This window comes from Streptomyces sp. NPDC002619, assembly GCF_042889305.1.
Classification (GTDB): domain Bacteria; phylum Actinomycetota; class Actinomycetes; order Streptomycetales; family Streptomycetaceae; genus Streptomyces.
In genome coordinates, this window is sequence record NZ_JBIAQV010000004.1 from 138,678 (window position 1) to 161,300 (window position 22,623).

A 22,623-nucleotide genomic window follows, 5' to 3' on the forward strand; every position below is an offset into this window, starting at 1 on the left:
CGCCGCTCATGGGTGTCAAGATCTGCGGCAAGCCCTGATGCAATCCATTGTCATCGGACCGCTCCCCGGCATACGGTGTGCCTCGTGACGAGGTTGAGCGACGTGGCGCAAGCGGCCGGCGTCCACCCCGGTACGGCGTCGAGAGCCCTGAATCCCGAGACCCGCCACCGGGTGTCGGCGGAGACGGTGCGGCGGGTGCTGGCCGTGGCCGAGAGCCTGGGCTACCAGCCGAACTCCGTCGCGCGTGCGCTGCGCACCCGGCGCTCCCGGATGGTCGCGATCCTCATCCCCGATCTGACCAACCCCCTCTTCCCGCCCATCGTCCGAGGCGTTGAGGAGGCGCTCGCCGTCGCGGGCTACTCGGCGCTGCTGGTCAGCACGGACAACGACGAGGACAAGGAGGCACGGCTCTTCGCCGAGCTGCGCGGCCGTCAGTGCGACGGCTTCGTGGTCGCGACCGCGCGCCGCGACCACCCCCTGCTGGAGCGCGCTGCTGCGGAAGGCGTGCCGATGGTGCTCGTCAACCGGGTCCTGGACAGCGGGCTCACGCCGTCGGTCACCGCGGACGAGGCGGCCGGTGTCGACGCCGTCGTCCGGCACCTCACGGGTCTCGGTCACCGGCGAATCGCCCACCTCGCGGGCCCGCAGGAGCTGTCGACCGGCCTGATCCGGCGCCGTACGTTCCTGGACTCGTGCGAGCAGGCCGGTCTCGACCCCCGGCACACCCCCGTCGTCGACGCCACGGGATTCAGCGAGGCCGCGGGGACCGCGGCCATGGACAGGCTTCTGTCCACCCACCGCGGCCCCGAACGTCCCACCGCCGTGTTCGCCGCGAACGACCTGCTGGCACTCGGCGCGCTGGACGCGCTCGCGGCCTCCGGGCTGCGCTGCCCCGAGGACATGTCCGTGGCGGGGTTCAACGACATGCCGTTCCTGACCCGGATGACCCCGCCGCTGACGACCGTGCACGTGCCCCAGCAGGAGATCGGCGCCGAGGCGGCGCGCATGCTGCTGACGTGCATCGCCGAGCCGGGCCCGCCACGGTCGTTGCTGCTCGGGTGCGCGCTGGTGGTACGGGCCTCCACCGGTCCGGCGCCGACGACTCGGGGGGAGTGAGCCGCCGCTCCGGCGATCGAGGTGGGCCCGGACGGAGAACTCGCCCAGGCGCTCGGACCGTTGATCCCGTACGCCATCCGACCCCGGCGACGCCGTCAGGGACGGCACTCGTGCGCGCCGCCCCCGTAGCCGGCCCCGGGCGCCGTCGACGGCCTGCGGGCCGGCCGGTTCCGTCACGGCTCCAGCGTCACGTCCCCGCACAGGTGCACCTCGACGCCCAGTTCGGCGAAGAAGGCGGCCTTGGCGCGCAGCGCCTTGTCGGCGGTCGCCGCGTCGGGGGCGTAGACCACATTGAGGTGGTTGGCGCGGTGGCGGTCCATGAACTGCGCATGACCGGCAATGCGAGTCCGCCGGTCGCGAGGGCGGCTGCGGGCGTGGGCGCCGATGACGTGCACCGGGGCGGACGGCTTTGGGCGGAACAGGATCCTGCGTGACGGGACGGATGGCTTGTGCGGCGGGAAGGACGTCCTGTGCGGCAGGCGGCTGTCAGCTCTTCTGCTTCTGCGCTGTCGTCGGGGCGGACGGTCGTCAGCGCTCCTGCAATGCGGCCAGGGCGTGGACGGTCGTGGAGGTCTGCGGGTACAGCCGCCGGTAGAGGGCGTACAACTCGTCGTAGCGTGCGGTGTGTTCGGCGCAAGGCCGTACCGTCTCACGCACCGGGTTCCAGTCGTCGACGGACGCGTCACCGACGAGTTGCGCGGCCAGCAGCGCGCCGCCGTAACTGGCGCCGATGGTGATGGTGCGCAGTTCCTGCGGGCGGCCGGTGATGTCGGAGACGATGCGCGTCCACAGGGCGCCCTGGGTGCCGCCGCCGACGGCGACCACGCGGCGGATGTCGCCGCCGGCCGCCTCGATGACCTCGATGTTGTGCCGTACGCCGAACCCGGTGGCCTCGAGCGCGGCCCGGTAGAGATCGCCGCGGGTGTGGGACAGGGTCAGCCCGGCGATCACCCCGCGCGCGTCGGGATCCATGATCGGGGTGCGCTCGCCGGAGAAGTACGGCAGCATCAGCAGGCCGTTGGCTCCGGGGCCCGACTCGGCCGCGAGGCGGGTGAGTTCGGAGTGGTCGGCGCCGGCGAACAGGTCGCGCAGCCAGTTGGTGACCGCGCCCGAGGTGGCCATGCCGCCCGCCAGGTTGCGGGTGCCGGGCAGCGCGCCGACCGTGCCCCACAGGGACGTGCTGGTGAGCGGTGTGGGCACGGTGTGGATCAGGAACATGGTCGTGCCATACATGAGCATCAGGTCGCCGGTGTGCTGCGCGCCCACGCTCAGGGCCTCGGCCCAGGCGTCGATGGTGCCGGTGGTGACCGGGATGCCGACGGGCAGTCCGGTCTCCCGGGCGGCCTCGGCGGTGAGGGTGCCGGCCGCCTCGCCGGACCACCGCAGCGGCGGCAGGTCGATGCCGGGGGCCACCTCGGCAGCCCAGGGGGCGTACCAAGAGCCGGCGAGCCTGTCGTACAGCGGGGTGCACTGGCTGGCCGAGTGGTGGTCCAGGACGTAGTTTCCCGTCAGCTTTCTGACCAGCCAGGAGCTCGGCATGTAGAGACGGCGGGCGCGGGCGTAGAGCTCGGGTTCCTCGTCCGCGATCCAGGCGATCTTCGGCCCGGCGGCCTGGGTGGTGAGTGCGGAGCCGCCGCGGCGGATGATGTCGTCGGCGCCGAGTCGCGCCTCGATGCGCTCGATCTGGCGGACCGAGCGGGTGTCCACGCCGTAGAGGACGGCGGGCCGCAGCGGGGTGTCGTCCTCGTCGGTCAGCAGGACGCAGGGGCCCATGCCGCTGACTCCGACGGCGACGACATCGGCGTCGCCCGCGGCGGTCAACTCCCGGGCCAATTCGGTGAACTCACGCCACCACACGGAGGCGTCCATCTCGAAGCGGCCGGGGCCGGGCCGTGCGGGGGTGTGATCCCGTACGGCCGAGCGGATCAGGGCGCCGTCGAGGCCGACGAGGACTCCCTTGCTGCTCGAGGTGCCGATGTCCACACCGATGACTGCATTGAGAGGCATGGCGAGCACGCTGGCAGAAATCGATTTCAGCGTCAAGAGAGCGCGCACAAGGTACCGTTTTCCCAGTGAATCGCCGCATCTGACCTGTGCGTCACCACCCCGGAAGCACCTGCCGGTCTCACCTCCTGACACACCCTGCGGCCGCCCCTAGCTTCCGGTGAAATGGATTTCACAGGTGTTTCACCTCACCTCTTCGCGACCCTCCTGGTCACCATCCCAGTCGTGTTGATCCCGCTGTTCCTGGTGGCCCGCCAACTGGGCCTGCTCGACAGCTACGCAGGCCTGATCATCCCGGGGATCTTCAACGCGTTCGGCATCTTCCTGCTGCGCCAGTTCTACCTGGGCCTGCTCAAGGAGCCGGCGGAGGCGGCGATCGTCGACGGCTGCGGCCACTGGCGGGTCTACTGGAACATCGTCCTGCCGATTTCCCGGCCGATCCTCTCGGCCCTGGCGATCTTCTTCTTCCTCGCCAACTGGAACGCCTTCGTCTGGCCGCTGGTGGCCACCAACGACCAGCACCTGACGGTGATCCAGCTCGGTATCGCCTCGTTCCAGACGCAGTACACCTCCAACTGGAACTGCATCCTGGCGGCGCGACCGTGGCCGCGCTGCCCATGCTGGTGCTCTTTTTCGTCTTCCAGCGCCAGCTCGTGGAGTCGGTCAAGACGTCCGGCATCAAGTGGCACAGCCCTGACGGAAGGGGCGCCGCGCGAGTGCGGCGCCCCTTCCGTCGTCCGCTGTCGCCGGCGGTTCAGGCCGCGGTGGGCCCGGCCGTGCTCTCGCGGACTTGGAGCTGCGTGCGCAGCACCACGGTCTGCAGCGGCGACGTGGTGCCGTCGATGCGCTGCAGCAGCAACTCGGCGGCGGTGCGTCCCAGATCGTACGAGGGCAGTTCGACAGCCGTCAGCGAGGGCCGCACGAGCGACGCCCAGGGCACGTCGCCGAAGGAGAGCACACCGACGCCGGGCGGTGTGCGGCCGACCTCTTCGAGGGCGTCGAGGACACCGATGGTCATGAGGTTGTTGGTGACGAAGACGGCATCGGGCGGCTCGGGCATCGCCAGGAGTTCGCGCATCGCCGACCGGCCACCCTCGACCCGGAAGTCGGCGTGCCGTACACACATGTCGCCTGTCGTGGCCGCCTCGTCCCGTGCCGCTCTCAGCGCCGCCCGGTAGCCGGCCAGGCGTTCCTCCGACGTGGAGGCGCCCTCGGGTCCGGTGATGCAGGCGATCCTGCGGTAGCCGGCCCGCAGCAGATGGCGGGTGGCGACCTCAGCGCCGTGCCGGTCGTCGACCGAGACTGCGTCCACCTCGGCGTCCCCCGGCCGGCGGTCGACTGCGACCACGGGCACGCCGCGGGCGATCAGGGGCCTCAGGTCCGTCTCGTCCTGGGACGCCGCCGCCACGATCACGCCCGCCATCTGCTCACCGAGCGCCACCTCAAGATAGCGGCGCTCCTTGTCGGTGTCCTCGTCGGAGTTGCACAGGACGACAGAGAGGCTGGTGCGCAGCGCGGCGTCCTCGACACCGCGGGCGAGCGAGGTGAAGAACGGGTTCTCGATGTCCGGGATGATCAGGGCGATGACGCTGGACCGCCGGGTGCGCAGCGAGCGCGCCAGCCGGTTGGGCGCGAAGCCGAGGGCTGCCGCCGCCTGTTGCACCGACAGGGCCCGTGCCGGCGTGACGTTGCCGCCGTTGAAGACACGCGAGACGGTTGCCGGGGAAACTCCTGCGGCTCGCGCCACGTCCTGGATCGTCACCACCTGCATCCGCGTCCTTTCACCATGTTGTGGCCCCCACCCTACCCGCCGCTGAAATGGATTTCATCCAGGTCTTCGCGGAGTCAGGCGGCATCCGGACGCGATTCGCCGGGGCCGCGGCGCGGCCCCGGCGAATCGGGAGGACGCGGGGCGCCCCCGTCAGGCGGTGACGTACTCCGCGAGGTGCTCACCGGTGAGGGTGGAGCGGGCGGCGACCAGGTCGGCGGGCGTGCCCTCGAAGACGATCCGGCCGCCGTCGTGACCGGCGCCGGGGCCGAGGTCGATGATCCAGTCGGCGTGCGCCATGACCGCCTGGTGGTGCTCGACGACGATGACCGACTTGCCGGAGTCGACCAGCCGGTCGAGCAGACCGAGCAGTTGCTCCACGTCGGCCAGGTGGAGGCCGGCGGTCGGCTCGTCGAGGACGTAGACGCCGCCCTTGTCGGCCATGTGGGTCGCCAGCTTGAGGCGCTGCCGCTCGCCGCCGGACAGCGTGGTGAGCGGCTGACCGATCCTGAGGTAGCCGAGCCCGACGTCGGCGAGCCGCTCCAGGATCTTGTGCGCGGCCGGCGTACGTGCCTCGCCGGCGCGGAAGAATTCCTCGGCCTCGGTCACCGACATCGCGAGCACCTCACTGATGTCGCGGCCTCCGAAGTGGTACTCGAGGACCGAGGCGTCGAACCGCTTCCCCTCACAGTCCTCGCAGGTGGTGGCGACGCCGGCCATCATCGCCAGGTCGGTGTAGACGACCCCGGCACCGTTGCAGGCGGGGCAGGCGCCCTCCGAGTTGGCGCTGAACAGCGCCGGCTTCACGCCGTTCGCCTTCGCGAACGCCTTGCGGATCGGTTCGAGCAGTCCGGTGTACGTCGCCGGGTTGCTGCGTCGCGAGCCACGGATCGCGCCCTGGTCGACCGACACGACGCCCTCCCCGGCCGGGACCGACCCGTGCACGAGCGAGCTCTTGCCGGAGCCGGCGACGCCGGTGACGACGGCCAGCACCCCGAGCGGGATGTCGACGTCGACGCCTTGCAGGTTGTGCGTCGTCGCGCCGCGGATCTCCAGGGTGCCGGTGTGCTTGCGCACCGTGTCCTTGAGGCCGGCCCGGTCGTCGAGGTGGCGGCCGGTGATGGTGCCGCCGGCCCGCAGATCCTCGACGGTGCCCTCGAAGCAGACGGTGCCGCCCGCGCTTCCGGCGCCGGGGCCGAGGTCGACGACATGGTCGGCGATGGCGATCACCTCGGGCTTGTGCTCCACGACGAGCACCGTGTTGCCCTTGTCCCGCAGGCGCAGCAGCAGGCCGTTCATCCGCTGGATGTCATGGGGGTGCAGACCGGTGGTGGGCTCGTCGAAGACGTACGTGACGTCGGTGAGCGAGGAGCCGAGATGGCGGATCATCTTGACGCGCTGCGCCTCGCCGCCCGACAGGGTGCCCGCGGGCCGGTCCAGCGAGAGATAGCCGAGGCCGATCTCCACGAACGAGTCGAGGCTGTGCTGCAGCGCGGCGAGCAGCGGCGCCACCGACGGCTCGTCGAGGCCGCGCACCCAGTCGGCCAGGTCGCTGATCTGCATCGCACAGGCGTCGGCGATGCTGATCCCGTCGATCTTCGACGAGCGGGCGCCGACGCTGAGCCGGGTGCCGTCGCACTCGGGGCAGGTCGTGAAGGTGACCGCGCGGTCCACGAATTCCCGGATGTGCGGCTGCATACCCTCCCGGTCCTTGGAGAGCATCGACTTCTGGATACGCGGGATCAGACCTTCGTAGGTCATGTTGATGCCCGCGATCTTCATCCGGGTCGGCTCGCGGTGGAGGAAGTCGTTCAGCTCCTTCTTGGTGTACTCGCGGATCGGTTTGTCCGGGTCGAAGAAGCCGGACTCGGTGTAGAGGCGGTAGTTCCAGCCGCCCGGCTTGTAGCCGGGGATGGTGAGCGCGCCCTCGGAGAGCGACTTGGAGTCGTCGTAGAGCTGGGCGGGGTCGAGGGCGGTGACGGTGCCCCGGCCTTCGCAGCCCGGGCACATCCCGCCGGTGATGCTGAAGCTGCGCCGCTCCTTCACGGTCTGTCCGGCGCGCTCCAGGGTGACCGCGCCCGCGCCGCTGATCGAGGCGACGTTGAAGGAGAACGCCTTGGGCGAGCCGATGTGCGGCTGCCCGAGGCGGCTGAAGAGGATGCGCAGCATCGCGTTGGCGTCGGTGGCGGTGCCGACGGTGGAGCGGGGGTCGCTGCCCATCCGCTGCTGGTCGACGATGATTGCGGTCGTCAGTCCTTCGAGTACGTCGACCTCGGGCCGCGCCAGCGTCGGCATGAAGCCCTGGACGAAGGCGCTGTAGGTCTCGTTGATCAGCCGCTGCGACTCCGCCGCGATGGTGTTGAACACGAGGGAGCTCTTGCCCGAGCCGGAGACGCCGGTGAACACCGTGAGCCGTCGCTTCGGGATCTCGATGCTGACGTCCTTGAGGTTGTTCTCGCGCGCGCCGACCACACGGATCAGCTCGTGACTGTCGGCGACGTGCGTAGCGGGCGACAGTGTGTCCGTCTCCGTGGCCATGCTCATCCTGTCTCCATCCGATGGTGAGGTCCAGGGTCACGGTACGTGCGGCACGGGCACGGGCGCTTCTCCATTCCTGACCTGAGTGGGGCGGCATTCCGACGCTCGCTCCGATCAAGGACGGGCTCAACCGCTCGCCGTCGTGGTCGGACGCCTGTCGCCACCGTCACACCCAGCAGGAGCAGAACGACGCCGGTGGCCCCTCCGGGAGTCCGGTGGACCGACGGCCTGGAGACCAGGCCACGCCCCCGGTTGACCAGCCGGCTGAAGCAGAGACCAGCAGGCGGTGACCAGGGCCTGCTGCGCGATGTTCAGGGGGATCCCGCTGGTCTGATCCAGCCCAGGGAGCGCTCGACGGCCCGCTGCCAGTTGTCGTACTCCGCTTCCCTGTGTGCGGGGTCCATGTCGGGCAGCCACTGGGCGGCCCGGTGCCAGTTGCGGCGCAGGACCTCCAGGTCCGGCCAGTAGCCCGCGGCGAGGCCGGCGGCGTAGGCGGCGCCGAGGGAGACCGTCTCGGCGACCATGGGCCGTACGACGGGTACGTCGAGCACGTCGGCCACGAACTGCATGAGCAGGTTGTCCGCCGTCATGCCGCCGTCCACCTTGAGCTGTTTCAGCGGCACCGAGGAGTCGGCGTTCATGGCGTCGACGACCTCCCGCGTCTGCCAGCCGGTGGCCTCCAGGACGGCCCGGGCCAGGTGTCCACTGGTGATGTACGAGGTGAGACCGACGATGACGCCGCGCGCGTCGCTGCGCCAGCGCGGCGCGAACAGGCCGGAGAACGCGGGGACGATGTAGCAGCCGCCGTTGTCCTCGACCGTCCGCGCGAGGGTCTCGATCTCCGGTGCGCTGTTGATCAGTCCCAGCCGGTCGCGAAACCACTGCACCAGCGAGCCCGTGACGGCGATCGAGCCCTCCAGGGCGTAGACCGGCGGCTGGTCGTCGATCTTGTAGGCCACGGTGGTGAGCAGTCCGTGCCGTGAGCGCACGACATCGCTGCCGGTGTTGAGCAGGAGAAAGCTGCCCGTCCCGTACGTGCACTTCGCCTCGCCCGGGGAGAAGCAGGTCTGGCCGAACAGGGCGGCCTGCTGGTCGCCGAGGGCGGCCGTGATGCGGACGCCGGGCAGGACCGTGCGGGCCTCGCCGTAGGTCTCGGCTGAGGAGCGGATCTCGGGGAGCATCGGGCGGGGCACCCCGAAGAACTCCAGCAGCTCCTCGTCCCAGGTGAGCGTGCGGAGGTTCATCAGCATGGTGCGGCTGGCATTGGTGGGGTCGGTGATGTGCAGACCGCCGTCCGCGCCGCCGGTGAGGTTCCAGATCAGCCAGCTCTCCATCGTGCCGAACAGCACCTCGCCGTCCTCGGCGCGCCGGCGTATCCCCTCATCGTGGTCGAACAGCCAGCGGATGCGCAGCGCGGAGAAATAGGTGGAGGGAGGCAGGCCGCACCGCTCGAGGAAGTACTCGTCACCGGGCCGCCGTCTCAGCTCGTCGACGAGCGTCGCCGTACGGGTGTCCTGCCAGACGATCGCCCGGCTCACCGGGGTACCGGTGAGCCGGTCCCAGAGCACGGTCGTCTCGCGCTGGTTCGCGATGCCGATGGCCGCGACCTCGGCGGAGCCGACATCGCCGTCGGACAGCGCCTCGGGCACCACGCGCCGCAGGCTGCGCCAGATCTCCAGGGCGTCGTGCTCGACCCAGCCGGGTTTGGGGAAGTGCTGCTGGTGCTCCCGCTGGGCGACGGACACCAGTCGCCCCTGATGGTCGAACAGGATGCAGCGGGTGGAGTTGGTGCCCTGATCGATGGACAGTACATACCGTTCAACCATGATCGGATTCTGCCTTCCGATGTCTCGACTGGGCGGCGCGATCACCAGCGGGCCGCACCCAGGTCTCTGGAGATCGCCCGCGCGGCCTCCCGGAGCAGGGTGAGGAGGCTCGGCCGGGGGCGGCCCTGGCTGTCGCAGATCCTCTCCACCGGGCCCGACACGCAGATGGCGCCCACCACCAGACCGCCCTGTCCGCGGATCGGCGCGGCGATACCGGCCTCGCCCATGCTCATCTCCTGGACCTCGGCCCCCCAGCCCAGCTCCCTGATCTCGGCGAGCGCCCGGGTGAGCTGCACCGCGGTGGTCAGGGTGTGCCGGGTGTAGGCGTCGAGGCCGGCTTCCGGAACGGCTTCCACGGGCGCGGCTCCGAAGGCGAGCAGAACCTTGCCGAGCGAAGAGGCGTGCAGCGGGAGCAGTGCGCCCACGTCCAACGTCTGGAGCGTGTCGTCCGGCCGGAAGACGTGGTGCACGACGAGGACCTGTCCCTCCAGCGGGGTGCCCAGGCGGACGGCCTCCTCGCTGCGGGCGGCGAGGGCGTCTGCCCAGTTGATGGAGCGCGAGCGCAGTTCGTTGACGTCCAGGTAGCTGGTGCCGAGATGCAGCAGGGCGGCGCCCAGCTGGTACTTGCCGGTCGCCGCGTCCTGCTCCACGAAGTCCACGTGCTGGAGGGTGCGCAGAATGCCGTGGGCGGTGCCCTTCGCCAGCCCGAGCGAAGCCGCCACCTCACCGAGCCCGAGTCGGCGGGGCCCGCCGGCGAGGAGCCTCAGGATCGCCGCCGCACGCTCGATCGACTGGACCGGTCCGGCCATAGAACGAGCGTAGTTCCGCCGCGGCACGTCCGCCGTACGTGCAGGTCGGCAGGTCACACGGGGTGGCGAGCCGCCGTTCGGTAATGCCGACCCGGGTTCATTGACCCGATTCGCCCGGCTCCTTACCGTCCTTTACGGCCCGGCACCGTGCCCTGCGAAGCGGCGATGGGCCGACTGCGCTCACCCGAGGAGACGAGATGGCGCTACAGCTCAATACGACGCCTCTGGTGGCGGTGGAGCAGGTCTGGCCGCTGCCGCACATCGAGGAGGCCGTCTCGGCCGTACGCAGGCGCGTGCGGACGGTCCTCGCCGAGTGGGACGTCTGCCGGGAGATCACCTACGACGCGCTTCTGGTGGTGTCGGAGCTGCTCACCAACGCGATCATCCACGCTCTGCCCCCGGCGGAGCTGCGGCTGTCCTGGGAGGGCAACGACGGACTCGGCATCCTGCGTGTCGAGGTCACCGACGCGGGACGCGCCCTCGCGGTGGGTCAGACGCCCGCCGGGATCGACCCGGACGAGCACGGCCGGGGCGAGCAGATCGTGCATGCACTGGCGACACAGCACGGCATCCGTGTCCACTCCGGCGGAGTCACGCGATGGGCGGATCTCGTCTCGGCATGAGGGTGCAGGGGCCTACGGAGGGCCCTATGGAGGGCTCCATGGGGGTGAAAGCGGCACGAGGGAAGCACGGGTGCTCGGCGCGGTCGCTGCGCCAGGCGCCGCCCTCGACGACGGAGAGGGACGCGGCGGGGCGGACGGCGTCGGACTCCGATTCGGGGGCGGCCTGCGCGGGGAACGCCGGTTCGGCCGGCTTCTGCAGCAGGAGCAGCGCCGCGTCGTCGTGCAGCCGGCCGCCGACGTGCGTCAGCAGGTCGTCGTGGAGTGCGGTGAGGGTACGGCCCGGGTCGTCGGACAGATGGCGGCGCAGCCCTTCGGCGAGCGGATAGAATTCGCGGTCGTGATTGCGGGCCTCGGTGACCCCGTCGGTGTACAGCAGCAGCTGGTCCCCGTCGTCGAAGGGCAGCACCTGCAGACTGGGGGCGCCGCCCGACAGCACGCTCAGTCCGAGCGGCGGGGCGGGATCGGCGGGCTCCACCGCCGCGACGGTGCCGGACCCACGGACCAGCAGCGGCGGCGCGTGTCCGCAGTTCACCACTTCGAGCCGGCCAAGCCACGGGTATCCGGCGACCACGGCGGTGACGAAGTCGTCGTGGCCCAGGTTGCGGGCCAGGCTCCGCTCGATCCGGCCGACGACGGCCAGCAGATCGGGTTCGTCGTACGCGGCCTCACGGAACACGCCCAGCACGAGGGCGGCGGTCTCCACGGCCGCCAGGCCCTTGCCGCGCACATCGCCGACGATCAGCCTGATCCCGTACGGCGTGGGCACCAGGGCGTAGAGATCTCCGCCGATGCGGGCCTCCGCGGCCGCGGCGCTGTAGCGGACGGCCACCCGGAACGGACCGACCCGCTCCGGTACGGGCTTGAGCAGCGCGTGCTGGGCGGCCTCCGCGACCGAGCGCACGGCCGCCAGCACCCGTTCGCGCCGGCCGCGCAGCGCGCTCGCCAGGGCGCCGGCCAAGGTGACGGCGAGCAAGGCGGAGAGCACCGCGGCCAGCTCGCGGCCGTGCACACCGTCCTGGATGCCGAGCAGCGCGCCCAGCACGCCGGCGAGAAGACCGATGCAAAGGACTCCGCGCGGCCCGTTGGTGGTGGTCGCCAGCGCGGGTCCGGCCGCGAGGAGGGGCGTCCAGTTCGTCCCCGGCCCGTCGGCAAGGTCGAGGAGCGCGATCACGGCGATGACCAGGACGGGCACCACGGGCGCGCCGGTGGCGAGCTGTGCGACGGCCCGCCGGTGCGCCTGCGCTCCGGGACAGTCGGCAGGGTTCCTGATCGGCAGCCTCGGCCGGTGGCCGCCACGAAGGTCTCGAGCCTGACGCATGTCTCTACCGCAGTCCTCATCTGTGGGCCGGATTCGTACGCGGGATCCATGCACGGGAGCACAACTCCCGAGATGTCCCTTTTATCCAGGAAATACGTTCGAGTCGGATGTCACAAGGACGGGGATTTCAGATAGTGAGCGACAGGCTCCTGGTCACGCGGCTCGCGGTCGGGATCAGCCGCGCCCGTATCTCCTCGACCCGGGACACCCGGTCCACCGGGAGCGACACGCCGAGTGAGCCGAGCGTGTCGCCGCTGTAGACGGGCACGGCGACGCAGACGGTGCCGAGGGTGTACTCCTCCAGGTCCGTCACCGCCGGGGCCACGGGCGAGGAGTCGATCCGCCGGAGCAGCTCGGGAGGGCTGGTGATGGTCTGCGGGGTGAGGTCGGCGAGGTGGTGCCGGGAGAGGTAGTCCTTGCGGGCGTCCTCATCCATTTCGCGCAGCACGGACTTGCCCAGCGCGGTGGCGTGCGCCGCGTCCTCGAATCCCACCCAGAGGTCGACCCGGGGTGCCCGGGGACCGTCGACGATCTCGGCGACCCGGATCTCGCCATCCTCGTAGAAGGTCAGGTAGGCCGCGGTCGCGAGCTCGTCCCGCAGCGCGGCGAGCGTAGGCCGGACCCGGCTGAGCAGCGCCTGCGCTCGGCCGGTCGTCTGCAGCAGCTGCACCTTGTCGCCGAGGACGAACCCGCCGTCGCCCAGCTTCCGTACGTAGCCGTCGTGCACCAGGGTGCGCAGCAGGTGGTAGGCGGTGGCCAGGGGCAGGCCCGTCTCGCGCGCCAACTGCTTCGCCGGCGCGCCGTTCACGTGCGCACTTACCGCCTCCAGCAGGCGGAACGCCCGCTGCACGGAGGCGATGAGCGTGGGGCCGCCGTCCGCACCCATAACAACCAGGGTGCTCCGCGGACCTCGAACGGGCAAGGCGCGCGGGGGCGGAGCAGGGCCGACGCACGTGGTGCGGGCCGACGTCCGGCACCCCGTGCAGGTCCGCCTTCCGGCGCGGGCGGCGGACAATTCCGCCGCGGGCCCCGACGGGCGTCCATGGCGGGGTGGGAGCAGGGCCGCCGCACGTGGGCCGCCGTGTCCTACGCCGTGTAGGGACTACGCGGCGGTGCCGGGTCCGGCGTCGCTGCTGGTGCACCGGCACGACGAGCGCCTGAACCATATATGCACTACGCCCTGGTGCCCGCCAGGGTGGTGGAGCCGATGGGCTCGGGACGTCCGAGCGACGCAATACGGCTCCTGCGCCACACCCGGCTACCTGGAGCGACACGGACCGCCCCGGCCCCGGGGGAGTGAAGCGCCTTCAAGGCGCTCGCCGCGTCCGCCGAGGACCTCAACTCCTGATCCGCCGGGCCCAGTGGCTCAGTACCCCTCCGGGATCTCCTGTTCGGCCCAGATGACCTTTCCGCCGCCCTCGTAGCGGGCGCCCCAGCGATGGGCGAGCTGGGCCACCAGGAAGAGGCCCCGGCCTCCCTCGTCCGTGCTGCGGGCGTGCCGCAGTCGTGGAGCGGTGCTGCTGGCGTCGGAGACCTCGCAGGTCAGGCGGGTGTCACGGATCAGCCGCAGCCGGATGGGCGGGGTGGCGTAGCGGATGGCGTTGGTGACCAGCTCGCTCACGATGAGTTCCGTCGTCATCGCCAGGTCCGCGCAGCCCCACTCGGCCACCTGGTCGGTTGCCCGGGCCCGCAGGTCAGCGACGGCTGCGGGGTCCACGGGCACGTCCCACGAGACGACGCGGTCGGCGCCCAGGGCGTGCGTCCGCACCAGCAGGAGGGCGATGTCGTCGGGCTGCGGCACGGGCATGAGTTCCCGTACGGCGTCGGCGCACCGTTCCTCCAGGTCCGTGGCGGGCCGGGACAGCACCTCGCCGAGCCGGGTCAGCCCCTGGTCCACGTCGTGGTCGGGTCCCTCGACGAGGCCGTTGGTGTAGAGGCCGATCAAGCTGTTCTCGTCGAGTTCGAGCTCGGCGGACTCGAACGGCACGCCGCCCAGGCCCAGCGGAGGCCCGGCGGGCAGTTCGGGGAAGGAGACGCGGCCCTCGGGGTCGACGACGACGGGGGGTGGATGTCCGGCCCGGGCCATCGTGCAGCGTCTGGTCACCGGGTCGTAGACGGCGTACAGGCACGTCGCCCCGAGGAACGGCGTGACGGACTCGTCGGCCACCGAGTTGCCCGACTGCCCCTCGCTCAGCCGCAGCACGAGGTCGTCGAGGTGGGCCAGCAGTTCGTCGGGCGGCATCTCCATGTCGGCGAGGGTCTGTACCGCCGTACGCAGCCGGCCCATGGTCGCGGCGGCGGCGATGCCGTGTCCGACCACGTCACCGACGACCAGGCCCACGCGGGCCGCGGACAGCGGGATCACGTCGAACCAGTCGCCGCCGACGCCGCCCGTCGGGTCCGCCGGCAGGTAGGAGGAGGCCACCTCCAGCGCCGTGCCGCCCGTCAGGGCGTGGGGCAGCAGACTGCGCTGCAGGGTGACCGCCGCCGCGTGCTCGCGGGTGTAGCGGCGGGCGTTGTCGACGCAGAGCGCGGCGCGGGCCACCAGTTCCCGGGCAAGGAGGACGTCCTCCTGCTGGAAGGAGACGGGGTTGACCGAGCGGATGAACGTGGTCAGTCCGAGGACGGTGTTCCGTGCCAGCATCGGCACGGAGATGAGGGAGTGCAGCCCGAACTCGCGGATGCTGGCGGCGCGGAGGGGCGCCTCGTCCTCCCACACGGGATCGTCCGGGTCGAGCACCGGGGTGAAGATCGGGTCCGCGTCGGTGAGTCTGATCACGTCGTGGGGCGGCGGAACGAAGGCCACCGGGTCCCCGACCTGAGCGATCGCCTCCGGGGAGCCCTCGCGCACCGAGTTCAGGCCGGCCCGGCGCAACGTGGGCCGGGCGGTCGGGGGGCCGGCGTCCGTGAGCCAGGTCCCGTGTCCCTCCGAGCTGAGCACGGTCTCCAGCAGGTCGACAGCCACGAAATCCGCGAAGCGGGGCACGGCGAAGTCGGCGAGTTCCTGTGCCGTCCGCATCACGTCCAGGGTTCTGCCGACGAAGCTCCCCGCCTCGTTGACCAGTGCCAGCAGCTGCCGGGCGTGCCACCGCTCGGTGACATCGGTGACCATGTAGCAGACCCCCGTGACGGCGTCGGCGCCGTCCAGGAGCGGGAAGAACGAGCCGGCGTAGGCGTGCTCGCGGTGCGGATCGGACCAGCTCCAGCCCGCGTACTCGTGGTCGACGACCGGGATGCCGGTGGCCATGACCTTGCGCATCAGGACTTCGAGGGTCTCCCCCTGGAGCCCGGGCAGCAGCTCGCTGATCCGGCGTCCGAGCCGCTGCTCGCGGGGTACCCCGCCGAAGTTCTCCAGGGTGTCGTTCAGCCACACGTAGCGCAGCTCGCGGTCCATCACCGCCATGCCGACCGGTGAGCGGGTCAGGAAGCCCTCCAGGATGGACTGGCCGACGGTCCACTGCGGCCGCTGTTCCCGCATGGAGCCGAGGAAGCATTCGTCCTCGCCGATGCGAAAGGCCGGTGAGACGCGCAGGTCGGCCTCGATGCGCCGGCCGTCGCGGTGCCGTACCGGGATCACACCGTTCCAGCCCACGCCCGTACGGCACCGCTCCGCGATGGCGGCCACCCGCCTGGGGTCCCCGGGCATCGCCAGCAGGCGGGAGGCGGAGCTGCCGACGACCTCCGCGGCGGTGTAGCCGAGCAGCGCCTCGGCGCCGAGGGTCCAGCCGATCACCGTGCCGTCCGCGCGGACCACCGCCACCGCGTCGTTGGACGCGTCGAAGTGCGCGCGCGGTCCCTCGGTGGGAGGCGCGTCGGTACCATGTCGCCCAAAAGCCCCAGAAGCCATCGAACCCATCCTGTACCCCACAATAGTTTCCCGCCCACCCGTCCGACGTGACCGGTCCGAGCGGCCGGCCGGCTAGTCGGTGGCGCGCGTGCGGGCGAGGAGCAGGGTGGCGTCGTCATGGCAGTCGGGGGCGCGCAGCGCGCCGAGGAGCCGGTCGCAGGTCTCCTCCAGGGACCGGTCGGGGCACCTGAGCAGACCGAGGAGGGCGTCGAGGCGGTCGTCGATCGGGTCGTGGCGGGTTTCGATCAGACCGTCGGTGTAGAGGACGAGCAGGTCACCGGGGTCGAGGTCGACGGTGGTGCTGAGGAACGTGACACCGCCGACGCCGAGCGGTGCGCCGGTAGGCAGGCTGAGCAGCTCCGGGGGCCGGCCGGAGCGCACCAGGGCGGGCGGCAGATGTCCGGCGTTGGACAGGTGACACTCGCCGCGGTGGGGGTCGTACACGGCGTAGAGGCAGGTCGCGATGTACTGCTCGAGGCCGCTGACGGTCTGGTCGAGGTGCTGGAGCACCTGCGCGGGGTCGAAGTCCAGGTCGGAGAGGGTGCGGGCGGCGGTGCGCAGCCGTCCCATGGTCGCGGCGGCGTCGATGCCGCTGCCCATGACGTCCCCCACGACCAGGACGGTGCTGCCGTCGCCGAGGGCGATGGTGTCGAACCAGTCGCCGCCGACCTCGCTCGCGGCGTACGCGGGCCGGTAGCGGAAGGCGACCTCCAGGCCCGTCAGCCGCGGCGGGTCGTCGGGCAGCAGGCTGCGCTGGAGGGTGACCGCGGTGTTGCGCACGCTCTGGAACCAGCGAGCGTTGTCGATGCCGACGGCGGCCCGGGCGGCCAGCTCACCGGCGAGCACGACGTCGTCCTGTCCGAAGGGCAGCGGATTGCGTGCGCGCTTGAGGTCGAGCACGCCGATCACTTCGCCGCGCGCGATCAGGGGGACCGCGAGATAGGAGTGCACACCGGCCCGGGCGAGCAGGGCGGCGGCGCCGGGGGCGCGGGCGATGCGCGGCAGGTCGCGCTCGGTCACGTGCTGGACCAGGACGGGCTGCCCGGTGTGGACGCACTGAGTGACCAGCCGGTCGGCGGCGTAGGTGGCCAGCTCACCGGGCGGGTCGGCGGCCCGGACGGCCTCGGTGGGCCGGTCGGCGACCAGGGCGAGGGCGCGGAAGAGCGCCGGTCCGTCGGTCTGTGTGGCGCACTGGAGGGACAGCACGGTGTCGAGCACGTCCACCGCGGCTACGTCGGCGAGCTCGGGGACGGCGACCTCGGCGAGTTCCTGGGCGGTCTGCTTCACGTCCAGGGTGGTGCCGACCCGGGCGGACGCCTCGGCGATGAGCTCGAGCCGCTTGCTCGCTCGCGCCAGCTCCAGGGCCGCGCGGTGGCGTTCGGTGACGTCCACGACCGAGTCGGCCACGCCGAGCACGCGTCCGCCTGCGTCCTCCAGCCGGAAGTACGACATCGACCAGGCGTGGTCGTGGTCGGGATCGGCGGGGGTACGGCCCTCGGTGTACCGGTCGAGCAGGGGACAGCCGGTGTCGAGGACGCGGCGCAGGGCGCCCTCGATGGCGTCGGCGTCGAGACCAGGCAGGATCTCGCGGAGGGTGTGCCCGAGGCAGGCACGGGCCGGAATGCCGTTGATCCGCTCCAGCGCCGGGTTGACGGTGAGGTACCGCAGCTCGGTGTCCTTGATCGACAGGCCGATGGGCGACTGGGAGACCAGGCGCTCGGACAGCGCCAGGTCGGTCTCGACCCGCTGGAGGGTGTCGTGGTCCGCGGCGATGCCGAGGGCGTAGACCTCTCCGAGGTTGTCCAGCAGGCGCATGTTCCGGAACTCCAGGAGCCGGGTGCTGCCGTCCTTGTGCCGGATGGGGAAGGCGCCGGCCCAGCTCGCGCCGCTCATCATCACCTCGGCGAACAGGTTCCGCACCACGTCGAGGTCTTCCTCGTGGACGAAGAGCCGGGCCGCGTACTTGCCGAGCGCCTCACCCGCGCTGTAGCCGAACAGATCCTCCGCCTGCGAGCTCCAGAACACGATGCGGCCGTCGGAGTCCAGCACCACGGCGGCGACGCCGAGGATGTCCAGCAGTCCGTACCGGTCGTACGACCCGGGGTACCGCATCACGCCGTCGGCCCGGAAGGGGTCGGTCGCCATGCCGCTCCTCCCTCCGTCCGTCGGCGGGTACCGCCGCCCTGCAGGCGGCTCCCGGGACCGGGCGGTGCCCGGACGCCGTGCATCGGGCGGGCAGCGGACGGCGCACGCCGTGCACGTGTCTCCATGGTCCCTCCGCCGGGCCCGGCCACGCACCCGTGGCCACACACGCCGGAATGCGCACGCATCCCTGGGTACGCACGCGGGGACGGCCACGCACCCCTGGGTACGCACGCCGGGACGGCCACACACCCAGAGCCACCCCGCCGCCCCGCCGTTCCTCACGCCTCCCAAAAGGCCAGCCGTCGCATCGCCTCGGCGGTGCGGAGGAACCCGTCCTCTCCGAGCAGGGCCCGCAGTTCGGCGTTGAACCGGTCCACCTCGGGCTGGGCGGCGTTCAGGGCGGCCTGCCCGGCGTCGGTCAACTCCAGGACCACGGCCCGGTGTTCACGGGGGTGTGGCGCCTTGGCGAGCAGCCCGGCCACCGTCAGCCGCCGGACCAGCCCGGTGATCGCCGACTCACGCAGACCGAGGGTGCCGGCCAGCTCCGCCTGGGTGAGGCCGGGCCGGTCGCGTATCGCGTACAGCGCGCCGAGCTGTGGCGTGGTGACCCCCGCGGCGGCCAGGCAGCGCCGGTCGGCGGAGGTGCGCAGCTGGTGTGCAGCGCGCTGCAGCAGGAAGAACAGGCGCTGGTCGGAGGGCTCGGGCATGGGCCGATCTTGACAGACGGCCGGGTCCGGCGCCACCCTCGCTTCACTAGTGAAGTGAGGTCTCGTATGACTGACGTCCTGGACCTGGAACTCGCCCGGAAGACCCTGGCGGCGCAGCCCTTCAGCGTGCTGCTGGGCGCCCGTCTGACGGCCTTCGGCGACGGCGAGGCCGCCCTCGAACTGGACATCCGCGAAGAACTGCTCCAGCACTACGGCTTCCTGCACGGCGGTGTGCTCGGCTACGCGGCGGACAACACCCTGACCTTCGCCGCGGGGTCCGTCCTCGGCCCGCGTCTGATCACCGCGGGGTACAGCATCGACTACCTGCGCCCAGCGAGCGGCGCGGTCCTGTGCGCCTGCGCCCACGTCGTCCGGGCGGGCCGCACGCTCGCCGTCTGCCGCTGCGACCTGTCCACGGTCGACACCGCCGGCACGGAGAAGCTGTGCGCGGTGGCCCAGGGCACGATCGCGGTGGCGGAGCACGCGAAAGGCTAGGTTGGACGCGTCCGTCCACCGCATCCGACCCGACCAGCGGAGCCGCGAGATGTACGTTCGCCGTGTCGTCCCCAACCTCCAGTCGACCGCGCTGCGCCGGAGCACGGAGTTCTACGGGCTGCTCGGCCTCGAGGAGGTCATGAACCACGGCTGGATCGTGACCCTGGCCGCCGCCGAGAACCCCACCGCGCAGTTGAGCCTCATGACCGACGACTGGACGGCCCCCGTCACACCCGACCTGAGCATCGAGGTCGAGGACGTCGACGCGGTGTACAAGGCGATGCGGCGGCGCGGCGCGGAGATCGTGCACCCGCTCACGGACGAGGAATGGGGAGTACGCCGCTTCTTCGTCCGCGACCCCGACGGCCACGTCGTCAACGTGCTCAGCCACAATTGACGGGACGAGTCCTTGACCAACGCCGCGCACTCGACGCCATCCTGACGACCCGTGACACTGGTTCCACCCGATGCGGAGGTCCAGGACGGTGACCATGGAGCAGGTGGTTCCGCGTGTCGAGCTCACCCCGAAGGCCGCGAGCTGGTGCGACAACTGCGGTACTCACACGGCACGTTGATGTTCCATCAGTCCGGAGGGTGCTGCGACGGCAGTGCGCCCATGCGCTACCCGGTTGGTGAGTTCCGGACCGGTGATTCGGACGTGCTGCTGGCCGAGCTTGAGGTGGAGGACGTCGAGGAGCCGGTGACGTTCTGGATGTCGCGCAGTCAGTACGAGGTCTGGAGCCACACCCGGCTGATCGTGGATGTCGTACCGGGACGCGGCAGCGGCTTCTCGCTCGAGGCACCCGAAGGGGTGCGTTTCCTCACCCGTTCTCGTGTGGTCGACGGCTAGCCACCGCCGCGGACACTCCCGTCTGATGCACTTCCCCTGAGTCCTACGACACTTGACGAGACTTCAGGGAGCGAAGTGACGCATCGCCATGCACGGTTCCCGGCGGGCAGATCGACAATGACGTTTCTCACGGCGCTCGGCGTGCTGGCCGGTGCGGCCCTGGCGGGGGCGGCACCGGCCGGCGCCGTCCAGGCCGACACCGCCGTCGCGCCGGGCGTCAGCTACGAGGAGTTCGACATCCAGGCGGCCAAGGGCCTCACCCACGCCCATCTGCTGACCGTCGACCTGAACGATCCGCACGTCCGTCTCGACCTGCTGTATCCGGGCGCGGTGGCGGCCCGCGCACCCGTCTCCCACCTGGCCGACGCGGCCGGCGCGGTCGCGGGCGTCAACGGCGACTTCTTCAACATCGACGAGACCCAGCACCCGGGCGTCCAGGCGACCGGCGCGACAGTGGGGCCGGCGATCGCGCACGGCGTCGCGCTCAAGTACGCGGTGCCGAAGGGCCAGCGGTTCGGTCCCTCGCTGCCGCCCGGCACGGACACCCGTGAGGTCTTCGGTATGGGCGTCGACCGGCGGGCCCGCCTGGACCACCTCACCCTGCTCGGCTCCGTCCGCACGCCCGAGGGGCAGTTGGCGCTCGGCGGGTTCAACCAGTACGCGCTGCCCGTGAACTCGGTCGGCGCGTTCACCTCACGGTGGGGCACCGTCTCGCGGGTCCGCGCGACCTGCGGCACGGACACGATCCGGGCGGCGCCGTGCAGCACGGACACCTACGAGGTGACGGTCCGCAACGGCCGGGTCGTCTCGGCCTCCGGCACCCCCGGCAGCGGTGGCATCGCCGACGGCACCACGGTCCTGGTGGGCCGTGAGGAGGGCGCGCGGCAACTGCGCAAGCTGGCCACGGGCGAGCAGGTGACGGTACGGCACCGGATGGTGGCGTCCTCGTCGAAGATCCCGTACCGCTTCGCCCTCGGCGGCTACCCGGTACTGCGCGGCGGGCAGCCGCTGTCCGGGCTCGACGCGAAGACGGCGGCCGTGCGTACCGCCGTGGGCATCGCGAACGGCGGACGCCGCGTGCTGCTGCTCGCCGTGGACGGTGCCCCCGCCTACAACACCGGTCTGACCATCGCCGAAGTGGCGGACGAGATGCGGACGTTGGGGTCGCAGGACGCGTTCAGCCTGGACGGCGGCGGCTCGACGACGCTCGTCGCCCGGAAGCCGGGGGCGACTGCGGTGAGCGTGCGCAACCATCCGAGCGGCGGCGCGGAGCGCCCGGTGCCCAACGGCATCGGGGTGTTCTCGGCGCCGTGACTCAGGGCCGCAAACCGCCCACGAGGCCGGCGGTCGCGGTCAGCCCGCTCTGAATGGTGGGCGCCATGTTCGTACCGGCCAGGTAGAACCCGAGCAGCATGCAGATCAGGGCGTGGGAGATCTTCAACGCGCCGTTGCGCATGTAGATCACCACAATGATCAGGAGCAACAGCACCACAGAGATGGAAACGGCCATCGCGAACGAACCTCCTCCGCCACGCGCACTTCGCGGCGTTCGGCCGCAAGTGTGGCGTAGCGGAGGGTTCGTCCGGGCGGCTGACACGTCCCCCGATAGAGTGGTGTCGGGTTGCGGCTAGGCCGACGGGTGGGCGTCCAGGAACGCTTCCAGGCCCGCGAGGTCGTCCGTGTTGAAGTAGTCGATGCCGGCGGCGAGGAGCTCCGACCACAGCGCGTCCCGCGCCGGGCCCGCCGCGTCCGGGGTGGCCCAGAACCGGACCTGCTGCCCGCGCTCGTGCGCGGCCCCGATGATGCCGCGCAGCTTCTGCCGCTCGGCGTCCGGGAACGGGCCGACGCCCAGCCACGTGAAGTTGAGCGTCCAGTTGTCACTGATCAGCGGGACGAAGGAGGCGGGCGCCGAGGTGCCGAGATCGCTGAGCCGGCCGTCGTAGAAGGCCCGTCGGACGGTCTGTGCCTCCATGGGAACACGGGCGGCCCGGTCGCCGGAGATCACGGCCGTGACCGGACCGGGGTGGATGCGGCCGTTCGCGTACGTCGTGAACAGGTGCTTGTAGCGCTGGAGATGGCGGTCGAGTTCCAGGTACGTCGACGAGCCCTCGGTCTTGATGTCGATGAGGAGCTGCAGGGGCCTGCGCCAACCCCGGTAGACCGAACCGTGGTTGGCCCGGACGCGGGCGGCCAGCGGGTCGAGGTAGAGGGACTCCAGGGTACGGGTCGGGTCGAGGTCGGTGGCGTCGTGGGCGATGAGGAGCTGGTCGCCGACGAGGAAGATGTCGGCCTCGACGCTGCCGAAGCGATGGTCGAGGGCGTCGAAAAGGGGGCGCGGGTGGTCGTAGTCGTTGTGTGCGTGGGCGCGCCACAGTGGACGCGGGCCGTGGTTGCCGCCGCCCGCCCACGCGTGCGTGGCGGGCAGTGCGACCGCGCCCGCGAGAGGGCGGCGCCGAGGGTGGTGAGGGCTCTGCGACGGGTGGTGAGGGCCATGCTCTGCCTCCCTTGTAGGGCCGTACGGGACCGAAGGGAGTATGCGTGCGATCGGGCCTCAAGAGGCCTGTGCGTGCGGGGAGT

The 22,623-nt window shown here is 71.3% G+C and carries 17 protein-coding genes and 3 pseudogenes; 7 read left to right on the forward strand and 13 right to left on the reverse strand.

Annotation, left to right across the window (positions count from 1 at the left end; translation table 11 throughout):
- Window positions 1-84 precede the first annotated feature (84 nt).
- Complete coding sequence (locus tag ACFYXB_RS09930) at window positions 85-1,116, forward strand: LacI family DNA-binding transcriptional regulator (protein WP_389579818.1); 1,032 nt, start codon at window positions 85-87, stop codon at window positions 1,114-1,116.
- A 173-nt stretch (window positions 1,117-1,289) separates the two neighbouring features.
- On the opposite strand, the gene ACFYXB_RS09935 is transcribed toward ACFYXB_RS09930, so the two are convergent.
- Window positions 1,290-1,436, reverse strand: coding sequence for a hypothetical protein (locus tag ACFYXB_RS09935; protein ID WP_389579821.1), 147 nt, complete (start codon window positions 1,434-1,436; stop codon window positions 1,290-1,292).
- Window positions 1,437-1,644: 208 nt separating this feature from the next.
- Complete coding sequence (locus tag ACFYXB_RS09940; RefSeq protein WP_389579824.1) at window positions 1,645-3,123, reverse strand: FGGY-family carbohydrate kinase; 1,479 nt, start codon at window positions 3,121-3,123, stop codon at window positions 1,645-1,647.
- A gap of 162 nt (window positions 3,124-3,285) precedes the next feature.
- Here ACFYXB_RS09940 and ACFYXB_RS09945 point away from each other — a divergent pair.
- Window positions 3,286-3,636 (forward strand): annotated as a pseudogene (locus ACFYXB_RS09945) (carbohydrate ABC transporter permease); the annotation flags it as partial.
- A 238-nt stretch (window positions 3,637-3,874) separates the two neighbouring features.
- On the opposite strand, the gene ACFYXB_RS09950 reads toward ACFYXB_RS09945, so the two are convergent.
- From ACFYXB_RS09950 to ACFYXB_RS09965, 4 genes are all read right to left on the reverse strand, one after another.
- Window positions 3,875-4,885, reverse strand: a complete 1,011-nt coding sequence (locus ACFYXB_RS09950; RefSeq protein ID WP_389580253.1) for a LacI family DNA-binding transcriptional regulator — start codon at window positions 4,883-4,885, stop codon at window positions 3,875-3,877.
- A gap of 156 nt (window positions 4,886-5,041) precedes the next feature.
- Complete coding sequence (locus tag ACFYXB_RS09955) at window positions 5,042-7,432, reverse strand: ATP-binding cassette domain-containing protein (RefSeq protein WP_389579827.1); 2,391 nt, start codon at window positions 7,430-7,432, stop codon at window positions 5,042-5,044.
- A gap of 305 nt (window positions 7,433-7,737) precedes the next feature.
- The gene (glpK, locus tag ACFYXB_RS09960) at window positions 7,738-9,252 is read right to left on the reverse strand and encodes a glycerol kinase GlpK (protein ID WP_389579829.1); all 1,515 of its coding nucleotides are present in this window, start codon (window positions 9,250-9,252) and stop codon (window positions 7,738-7,740) included.
- 41 nt (window positions 9,253-9,293) lie between these two features.
- Window positions 9,294-10,061, reverse strand: a complete 768-nt coding sequence (locus tag ACFYXB_RS09965; protein ID WP_389579831.1) for an IclR family transcriptional regulator — start codon at window positions 10,059-10,061, stop codon at window positions 9,294-9,296.
- Window positions 10,062-10,258: 197 nt separating this feature from the next.
- Here ACFYXB_RS09965 and ACFYXB_RS09970 point away from each other — a divergent pair, with 197 nt between their 5' ends.
- Entirely contained in the window at window positions 10,259-10,684 is a 426-nt protein-coding gene (locus tag ACFYXB_RS09970; RefSeq protein WP_389579834.1) for an ATP-binding protein, read from the forward strand.
- Here ACFYXB_RS09970 and ACFYXB_RS09975 read toward each other — a convergent pair.
- The 5 genes from ACFYXB_RS09975 to ACFYXB_RS09995 form a co-directional block, all read right to left on the reverse strand.
- Window positions 10,653-12,002 carry a PP2C family protein-serine/threonine phosphatase gene (locus ACFYXB_RS09975; protein ID WP_389579836.1) on the reverse strand — a complete coding sequence of 450 codons (1,350 nt, stop codon included), beginning with the start codon at window positions 12,000-12,002 and terminating at the stop codon, window positions 10,653-10,655. The two genes, ACFYXB_RS09970 and ACFYXB_RS09975, sit on opposite strands and share 32 nt — an antisense overlap.
- Before the next feature lie 127 nt (window positions 12,003-12,129).
- Window positions 12,130-12,888, reverse strand: coding sequence for an IclR family transcriptional regulator (locus ACFYXB_RS09980; protein ID WP_389579838.1), 759 nt, complete (start codon window positions 12,886-12,888; stop codon window positions 12,130-12,132).
- 480 nt (window positions 12,889-13,368) lie between these two features.
- Window positions 13,369-15,849 carry a SpoIIE family protein phosphatase gene (locus ACFYXB_RS09985; protein ID WP_389579840.1) on the reverse strand — a complete coding sequence of 827 codons (2,481 nt, stop codon included), beginning with the start codon at window positions 15,847-15,849 and terminating at the stop codon, window positions 13,369-13,371.
- A 72-nt stretch (window positions 15,850-15,921) separates the two neighbouring features.
- Entirely contained in the window at window positions 15,922-17,994 is a 2,073-nt protein-coding gene (locus tag ACFYXB_RS09990; protein ID WP_389579843.1) for a SpoIIE family protein phosphatase, read from the reverse strand.
- Between the two features lie 278 nt (window positions 17,995-18,272).
- Window positions 18,273-18,701, reverse strand: coding sequence for a MarR family winged helix-turn-helix transcriptional regulator (locus ACFYXB_RS09995; RefSeq protein WP_388505735.1), 429 nt, complete (start codon window positions 18,699-18,701; stop codon window positions 18,273-18,275).
- A 66-nt stretch (window positions 18,702-18,767) separates the two neighbouring features.
- Here ACFYXB_RS09995 and ACFYXB_RS10000 point away from each other — a divergent pair, with 66 nt between their 5' ends.
- From ACFYXB_RS10000 to ACFYXB_RS10015, 4 genes and pseudogenes are all read left to right on the forward strand, one after another.
- On the forward strand, window positions 18,768-19,196 hold the full coding sequence (locus tag ACFYXB_RS10000) for a PaaI family thioesterase (protein ID WP_389579846.1): 429 nt from the start codon (window positions 18,768-18,770) through the stop codon (window positions 19,194-19,196).
- Between the two features lie 49 nt (window positions 19,197-19,245).
- On the forward strand, window positions 19,246-19,593 hold the full coding sequence (locus tag ACFYXB_RS10005; RefSeq protein WP_351367027.1) for a VOC family protein: 348 nt from the start codon (window positions 19,246-19,248) through the stop codon (window positions 19,591-19,593).
- A gap of 94 nt (window positions 19,594-19,687) precedes the next feature.
- Window positions 19,688-20,046: pseudogene (locus tag ACFYXB_RS10010) on the forward strand (DUF779 domain-containing protein).
- Window positions 20,047-20,163: 117 nt separating this feature from the next.
- Window positions 20,164-21,360, forward strand: a complete 1,197-nt coding sequence (locus tag ACFYXB_RS10015; RefSeq protein WP_389579850.1) for a phosphodiester glycosidase family protein — start codon at window positions 20,164-20,166, stop codon at window positions 21,358-21,360.
- Between the two features lies 1 nt (window position 21,361).
- On the opposite strand, the gene ACFYXB_RS10020 is transcribed toward ACFYXB_RS10015, so the two are convergent.
- The gene (locus ACFYXB_RS10020) at window positions 21,362-21,556 is read right to left on the reverse strand and encodes a hypothetical protein (protein WP_351367021.1); all 195 of its coding nucleotides are present in this window, start codon (window positions 21,554-21,556) and stop codon (window positions 21,362-21,364) included.
- A gap of 117 nt (window positions 21,557-21,673) precedes the next feature.
- Window positions 21,674-22,539, reverse strand: a pseudogene (locus ACFYXB_RS10025) (phosphatidylinositol-specific phospholipase C/glycerophosphodiester phosphodiesterase family protein).
- Window positions 22,540-22,623: the final 84 nt, after the last annotated feature.

Excerpts from the sequence above, each read along its gene's own strand:
- ACFYXB_RS09995 (WP_388505735.1), bottom strand. The coding sequence starts at position 18,701 with ATGCCCGAGCCCTCCGACCAGCGCCTGTTCTTCCTGCTGCAGCGCGCT.
- ACFYXB_RS10020 (WP_351367021.1), bottom strand. The coding sequence starts at position 21,556 with ATGGCCGTTTCCATCTCTGTGGTGCTGTTGCTCCTGATCATTGTGGTG.
- ACFYXB_RS09955 (WP_389579827.1), bottom strand. The coding sequence starts at position 7,432 with ATGAGCATGGCCACGGAGACGGACACACTGTCGCCCGCTACGCACGTC.
- ACFYXB_RS10015 (WP_389579850.1), top strand. The coding sequence starts at position 20,164 with ATGACGTTTCTCACGGCGCTCGGCGTGCTGGCCGGTGCGGCCCTGGCG.
- ACFYXB_RS10000 (WP_389579846.1), top strand. The coding sequence starts at position 18,768 with ATGACTGACGTCCTGGACCTGGAACTCGCCCGGAAGACCCTGGCGGCG.
- ACFYXB_RS10005 (WP_351367027.1), top strand. The coding sequence starts at position 19,246 with ATGTACGTTCGCCGTGTCGTCCCCAACCTCCAGTCGACCGCGCTGCGC.
- ACFYXB_RS09965 (WP_389579831.1), bottom strand. The coding sequence starts at position 10,061 with ATGGCCGGACCGGTCCAGTCGATCGAGCGTGCGGCGGCGATCCTGAGG.
- ACFYXB_RS09990 (WP_389579843.1), bottom strand. The coding sequence starts at position 17,994 with ATGGCGACCGACCCCTTCCGGGCCGACGGCGTGATGCGGTACCCCGGG.
- ACFYXB_RS09940 (WP_389579824.1), bottom strand. The coding sequence starts at position 3,123 with ATGCCTCTCAATGCAGTCATCGGTGTGGACATCGGCACCTCGAGCAGC.
- glpK (WP_389579829.1), bottom strand. The coding sequence starts at position 9,252 with ATGGTTGAACGGTATGTACTGTCCATCGATCAGGGCACCAACTCCACC.
- ACFYXB_RS09985 (WP_389579840.1), bottom strand. The coding sequence starts at position 15,849 with ATGGCTTCTGGGGCTTTTGGGCGACATGGTACCGACGCGCCTCCCACC.
- ACFYXB_RS09935 (WP_389579821.1), bottom strand. The coding sequence starts at position 1,436 with ATGGACCGCCACCGCGCCAACCACCTCAATGTGGTCTACGCCCCCGAC.
- ACFYXB_RS09970 (WP_389579834.1), top strand. The coding sequence starts at position 10,259 with ATGGCGCTACAGCTCAATACGACGCCTCTGGTGGCGGTGGAGCAGGTC.
- ACFYXB_RS09975 (WP_389579836.1), bottom strand. The coding sequence starts at position 12,002 with ATGCGTCAGGCTCGAGACCTTCGTGGCGGCCACCGGCCGAGGCTGCCG.
- ACFYXB_RS09980 (WP_389579838.1), bottom strand. The coding sequence starts at position 12,888 with ATGGGTGCGGACGGCGGCCCCACGCTCATCGCCTCCGTGCAGCGGGCG.